This window comes from Actinomyces bouchesdurhonensis (genome assembly GCF_963540955.1).
Taxonomy (GTDB): domain Bacteria; phylum Actinomycetota; class Actinomycetes; order Actinomycetales; family Actinomycetaceae; genus Pauljensenia; species Pauljensenia bouchesdurhonensis.
The window spans coordinates 1-5,606 of the sequence record NZ_CAUTSL010000085.1 but is presented as its reverse complement, the minus strand read 5'-3'; the positions used below and the strand labels follow the sequence as shown (position 1 = coordinate 5,606).

4 protein-coding genes and 2 pseudogenes are annotated in these 5,606 nt (G+C 62.7%); 3 read left to right on the top strand and 3 right to left on the bottom strand.

Annotated elements, in window-relative coordinates:
- The first annotated feature begins 391 nt into the window (after positions 1-391).
- Both RYL44_RS09840 and RYL44_RS09835 read left to right on the top strand, forming a co-directional pair.
- The gene (locus tag RYL44_RS09840; protein WP_314975868.1) at positions 392-970 is read left to right on the top strand and encodes a GNAT family N-acetyltransferase; all 579 of its coding nucleotides are present in this window, start codon (positions 392-394) and stop codon (positions 968-970) included.
- 420 nt (positions 971-1,390) lie between these two features.
- Positions 1,391-2,263, top strand: a complete 873-nt coding sequence (locus tag RYL44_RS09835; RefSeq protein ID WP_314975867.1) for a hypothetical protein — start codon at positions 1,391-1,393, stop codon at positions 2,261-2,263.
- Between the two features lie 42 nt (positions 2,264-2,305).
- On the opposite strand, the pseudogene RYL44_RS09830 reads toward RYL44_RS09835, so the two are convergent.
- Positions 2,306-2,674, bottom strand: a pseudogene (locus tag RYL44_RS09830) (ADP-ribosylglycohydrolase family protein); the annotation flags it as partial.
- A gap of 815 nt (positions 2,675-3,489) precedes the next feature.
- Here RYL44_RS09830 and RYL44_RS09825 point away from each other — a divergent pair.
- A complete protein-coding gene (locus RYL44_RS09825) occupies positions 3,490-4,623 on the top strand; it encodes a glycosyltransferase (RefSeq protein ID WP_314975869.1) in 1,134 nt (377 codons plus the stop codon).
- A 2-nt stretch (positions 4,624-4,625) separates the two neighbouring features.
- Here the strand turns inward: RYL44_RS09825 and RYL44_RS09820 are convergent, their stop codons facing one another.
- Together RYL44_RS09820 and RYL44_RS09815 are read right to left on the bottom strand one after the other, a co-directional pair.
- A complete protein-coding gene (locus tag RYL44_RS09820; RefSeq protein WP_314975866.1) occupies positions 4,626-5,342 on the bottom strand; it encodes a TetR/AcrR family transcriptional regulator in 717 nt (238 codons plus the stop codon).
- Between the two features lie 22 nt (positions 5,343-5,364).
- Positions 5,365-5,606: pseudogene (locus RYL44_RS09815) on the bottom strand (ABC transporter permease); the annotation flags it as partial.

Genomic DNA, 5,606 nt, shown 5'->3' with positions numbered 1-5,606 from the left:
CCACTGTCACTCAGCTTTCGCAATATCTTGGGTGCTCGAAGCGGAGCGCCGAGCGTATGGTCGCGCAACTGAAAGAAGAAGGCGCGCTTGAGCGTCAGGGGAGTCCCCGTTCGGGCGTGTGGGTTGTCCGCGGTCTCGGCCGCTAGGTCCGCGATCAGAACTCGATGTGTTGGCGCGGGGAGAAGCCTCGCTCCTTGAGCGTTCCGCTCACGTAGTCGAAACGAGTGGGGGCACCTTGATGATGTGCATGACGAATGGCATGGCGCGCAGGCGTTCCATGATGTACCCCTTCGGCTCTCGGGGGCTCGCGTCGTTGGGCCTCATCTCCAGGATGCTGAGGAAAGAGACCCCTGCTGTCAGATTTGCAGCCGTTTACAGATACGATGAGCCCATGACGATCATGCTTGTGCCCCTGACTGAGACCGAGCGTCCTGCGCTGATCGCGGACTTTCAGGAATCTTTCGAGCACTTCCAGGGCAACCCGCAGGGATCCTTCGTGGGGGAGCGTCTCGCCGCGCGTGAGCAGCCTCCGGCTGGTCCCAGCGAGGGCGGTGCAACGGCGCAGCCGATTCTCCCACTGTCCGACATTGAGGAGTCCCTGAATGCGCCGGGAGCGCTCGCCTATCGCATCCTTGAGGACGGCGAAGTCGTGGGCAACGTCATCCTCACTGTCGTCGGGCATCGAGGCGAGGTTCTCCTTTTCGCGATGAAGGCCTCGGTTCATTCCAGGGGAGTGGGGACGCGCGCCTGGTTCGCCATCGAGGCCGCCCACCCGCAGGTGAGGGAATGGACCCTGGTGACGCCCTATTTCGAGGTGCGCAACATCCACTTCTACGTCAACAAGTGCGGCTTCCACATCGTCGAGTTCTTCAACGAACATCACCCCGACACCTCGCATCCCCGCGGAGCGGGCGAGCCGATGGGCGAGGCCGACTACATGTTCCGCTTCGTCAAGCGCCTGGGCCGCTAGTGGTGTAGCCGCTCAGTCGACGTCCTCGACCTTATCGGTGTTCAGGGTCGCCCTTCCTCGGTCGATGCCTGGGCGCGCTGCGGGCGCGCGCTTGGGTGAGATATGGGGTGGCAGCGATGTTGCAGCGGGTTGTTCCCGGCGCTTAGCCCCGGCCTCGTGGTGGGGACTATGAACGAGGCCTGGGTGTGGTTGGCCGTTTAGTGAGCAGATCGCATCGATGACCGCCGCTGGCGCTAGAAAACGGGTGGGCACAAGCCGTTCTGAAATGATGACATTGTTTGGTAATTAAATACCGAAAAAGGTAGTAGTCTGTACTTGGGGTACGGGACCACTAGTCGTGGAGAAAACGATGCCGGGGCACTGTCACCCAAAGAACAATGATGATCGCGCGGCGATAGATGGACGTGAAGGAGCGTTGCAATGAGTGGAGTCGAGGAAGTAGTGGCGGAAACCTCGAAGAAGACGGGGAGGGTCAAGTACTTCGTTGCTGCAGGTGTTCTTGCACTCGTTGCTGTTGTCACCTGCGTCTACGTGTTTGTCATTGCTCCTCATAATCGGGCCGTCAAGGCGTTCGAGGTGGCAGCTGCACAGGTGCAGGAGAAGAACAGTGCGCTGCAAACCGAGATTGATGCCGCTCAGCAGTCGCTCGATAAGGGGGACAAGCCGCTTGATGTGGCGACGCAAGACGCTCTGACGGTTGCATTGGCCGACGCTGGCCTTGCGCTCAGGGCAGTTCCCGAGATGCCCTCGTCGACCTCCGATATTGAGGCGGCGACCGAGGCGCTTAATCAGCCGCTCGACTACTCCGCCACGTCCAAGACCCTCGCGGAAGCTTCACAAGCGTTCGACAAGAGCGTTCGCCAGCTTCGTCAGGTGACGGCCCCTTCCCAAGATTTCGTGGTGTCGCGTCTTGGGAAGGTGCCTGGGGTGTCAGACATTGAGTCTGTCACCGAAGCCAATGACCCCAACAAACAGCTGAACAAGGCTGGAGGCTACACGGCGGCAGTCTACTTTCATTTCAGTGGCGTAGAGGGTGTCGAGGGTGTCGATTCAACGCTTCCTTCGATTCAGATTGGAACTGACAGCGGAGGGTGTATTGAGGTCTATCGAACCGTCGAGGATGCTAATAAGCGAAATGGCTACCTGGCGAGCTTCGATGGACAGGGAGTGTTTGATACGGGGTCACACAAGGTGTTGGGTACGGTCATTATCCGGACATCGCACTTTCTGACGGCCTCGCAGCAAAATGCGCTGACGGACGAGATCGAGGCTATTCTGACTGAGCTCGACTAAAGGCTCGCGACTTGTGGTGAACTGACTAGGGATGCTCCATCCTTAGTCACTTTCCTCTTTTGGGGCTTTTCCGATGTTCGGGTTCCGCGTGCGCCAATAGGCGTAGTCGCTGTGGATGTACTTGTGTTCCCACACTGGATTGCGTGGGCCCCAATCGTACATTGGGCAGTCCGTGGTGACGTCGTCTGCCAGCTCGAGGATGACGTCGACGAGCTCGAGCCTGTCCACGAACCTGTCGGTGATCGCATTGAAACCGATTCGTGCTCCGACGAGCATTCCCGCGATTGCCGCCGTGTTGTTCGAGTCTCCGCCGTGGTTGGCGGCGAACGTCATCGCTCCCGCGATGTCGTTCTCGTGGCGTAGCGCGCAGAGGATGCCAATTGCCAGGGCCTCGTCGGCGATCCACCCCTTGCCGAGGGCGTGGGTGGCCTCCTAAACAGATCCCATCGACTTTGCCACAGACAACGCTATGGGTAATGCTCGCAATGTTACGTCGATCAGGCGTTGGTACTAGGGGGGCGTAGAACTGCTGCTCAAGGATTGTGCGCCAAACGGCGTGCGTGGTGACAGTCGATCGGATCGTCGGTGTGTGCGCGATGATACAGCTTGGAGGAATGGGGCAGTCGGTAACCGCCATATCACATTCGATCAAAAGGCGTGGCGAAATTCTGCGGGGCGAGATGGGGTGCTAGGATGACTGTATCCCTCCTGGGAGTCACTGCTTACACACTAGATGACGTTAGCCAAGCACGTGATGAAAGGAGGTGAGGGAGCTATGGAAAACCGTAGTAAACGGTTTACGGCAGCTCAAAAGGTGCGGATCGTCGAAGCAGTATGCGCAGTACTGGCGGCGATGATCACTACCTTCGGCCCTGTATTGCTCTCAGGTTTGCTGTGAACCATCCCCAGTGGGGTTGTGGGCGATTGCCGTCGCCTACAACCCCATCTTTGCACAATGTGATATACTTTTCGATTTATGTGAGGCATGTCACGTGTGTTGATGGGGTGTATGTGCCTCTATCGGGATTCGATGCGTTTGTCCTTACTATGGGGATGGTGCTTGCAGCTCGTTAGATTTGGTTTCGTTAAGTTGGAGGTCATTTTCTAAGTTCACCTGAGTCGGATCTTCAGTGGGCGCTTATTGAAAGTGCGTGCGCTATCGATTCTTCTGTCCTTGACCACAGTGCTCCGCGTACCCTTGAATCGTGAAGGTTCTTGTCGTTCCCATGGTCGCCCGCTCGCGGATGGGCGGGCCGTGGTCGCGTGCGCAGCGCGTCGCCCGCGCCTTCCGGGATGGCGGCCACGAGGTCACCCTGGCCTGGGGAGACGACGGCAACTGCGCCGATCCCATCGCTCCGACGCTCGAGATCCCGGTACCCTCACCCCTCGGCCTTCCCGAGGCCATCGCCCGCCACACCTTCCCCCTGGCCTCACGCCTCGGCCTCATGGGCCGCAAGCCCGTGCGCAGCTTCGAGGAGGTCCTCTGGTTGACCGGTGCTCTTGACGAACGCTACACGCGCGCCGCCGTCGAGGTCCTTCGCGCCCACATGCGCGCCTCGCGCCCCGACGTCGTCTACTCCGAATTCAGCCTCGCCGCCGTCATCGCCGCCCGCGCCGAGGGCATCCCGTGCGTGGGCAGCGGCTCGCAGCCGACGACCGCCGCCTACGCCTCCCACCCGCGTAAATCCGGGGGAATTCGACGCCTGCTGCGCGACATGGGAATGCCCGCCCCGGCCTCGTCCCTGACCGTTCTCGAGGGGATGCGTCGGCGCTTCATCCCGAGCTGCCCGACCCTGGAACCGCGGGTGGGGGAGCGGGCCGTCTACTGCGGCTTCCTCGACGAGCCGCCCGCCCTCACGGGTAGACCCCGAGATTGTGCCCTCGTCTACCTCGGCGCGGGCAGCGTCCCCGCGGGCGTGGCCGTGCGCGCCGGGCGAGAGCTCGCCGAGGCCCTCGGATGCGACGTCTACGTCGCGGGAGTGCCCGTGGCCACCCAGGTCGCAGGTGGCCACACGGTAACCTGCGCGCCCCGCTTCGACGTTGCCGAGCTCCTGCCGCGAACCCAGGTTTTCGCGCATCACGGCGGGCAAAACTCGGTGATGGATGCCCTGTCCCGTGAGGTCCCGCAGGTCGTCGTCCCCGGTCGAGTATTCGAGCGCCAATTCAATGCCGAGGCCGTGGAAAACGCGCGCTGCGGCCGGACCGTTCGCGCGCCCAAGCCGGCTCTCATCGCACGCGCCGCTCGCCGCCTCGTCGATGAACCGGCCCTGGCCTCGGGAATCCGAGGGCTGCGCGCGGAACTAACCTCGCTGGGCGGAGCCGAGCGCATCGTGCGCGAGGTCGAAGAACTGGCCCGTTAGCCTCACTCCCAGCCGCGCAGGATCGCCTCCAGGCCACGCTCAAACTGGGCGTTGAAATCGTAGCGGCCGTCCAGGAGATCCTCGATGAGCGGGCGCAGCGCCTGCGCGTCCTCGGGATCAAGCGCGGCGCTCGCGGCCGACAGATCGACCGGGCGCTCGGGGGAGCCACCCACCGGGGGAACGACCTCGGCGGCGACGAACGCCGTCGTGTAGATCGACACCGCGTTGACGAGACCCAGCATGTCCGCGTTCGGCGTGAAACCGCGCCGCGCCAGCGTCACGAACACGCGCGCCAGGAGCGACAGCTGCTCGGGCGTCGACATCGGGTGCGTGAGCAGCAGCATGACCGCGCCCGGGTGGGAGCGCAGCGTCGCCGCCAGGCACTGTGCGTAGGCGCGCATGTAGGCGAGCAGGGGCGAGGCCGGGGCGCCCTCGGTCGGCTCCGATGCCTCGTGCGCGGGCCTCGCTTCCGCGTCGACAGCCCCGTCGTCGACGCGGGCCAGGAAGGCCTCGAACGTGAGGCGCCAGACCTGCTCGGCGATACCCTCCAGGAGCGCCGCCTTGTCGGGGAAATGGCGATAAAAAGCGGCCTGGGAGACGCCGAGGCGCTTACCCAAGGACCGCAGAGACAAAGCGGAGAGCCCCTCCTCGTCCACCAGGTCGAGCGCGCTCGACAAGATGATGTCTCGCGATAGTGCGCGCTGACGTGACGACGGCATGGGCTCTCCGCTTCGGTGGTCGTTACTCCCTGTGATACCGGAACTGTATCAGTGCCAGCCCCGCGATCACCGCGAAGAAACCCCACAGGACGCCGATCCGCACCCCGACGTCGGCAAGGCTCGCCCCGTCCAGGCTCACCTCGTGAATCGCGGTGATCGCCCAGTAGGCGGGGGACAGGCGCGCCGCGTGCTGCGCCCAATCGGGGAACGAAGAGACCGTGGAGAAAGAACCGCCGATGCCGGCCGCCAGCATGCCGATGATGT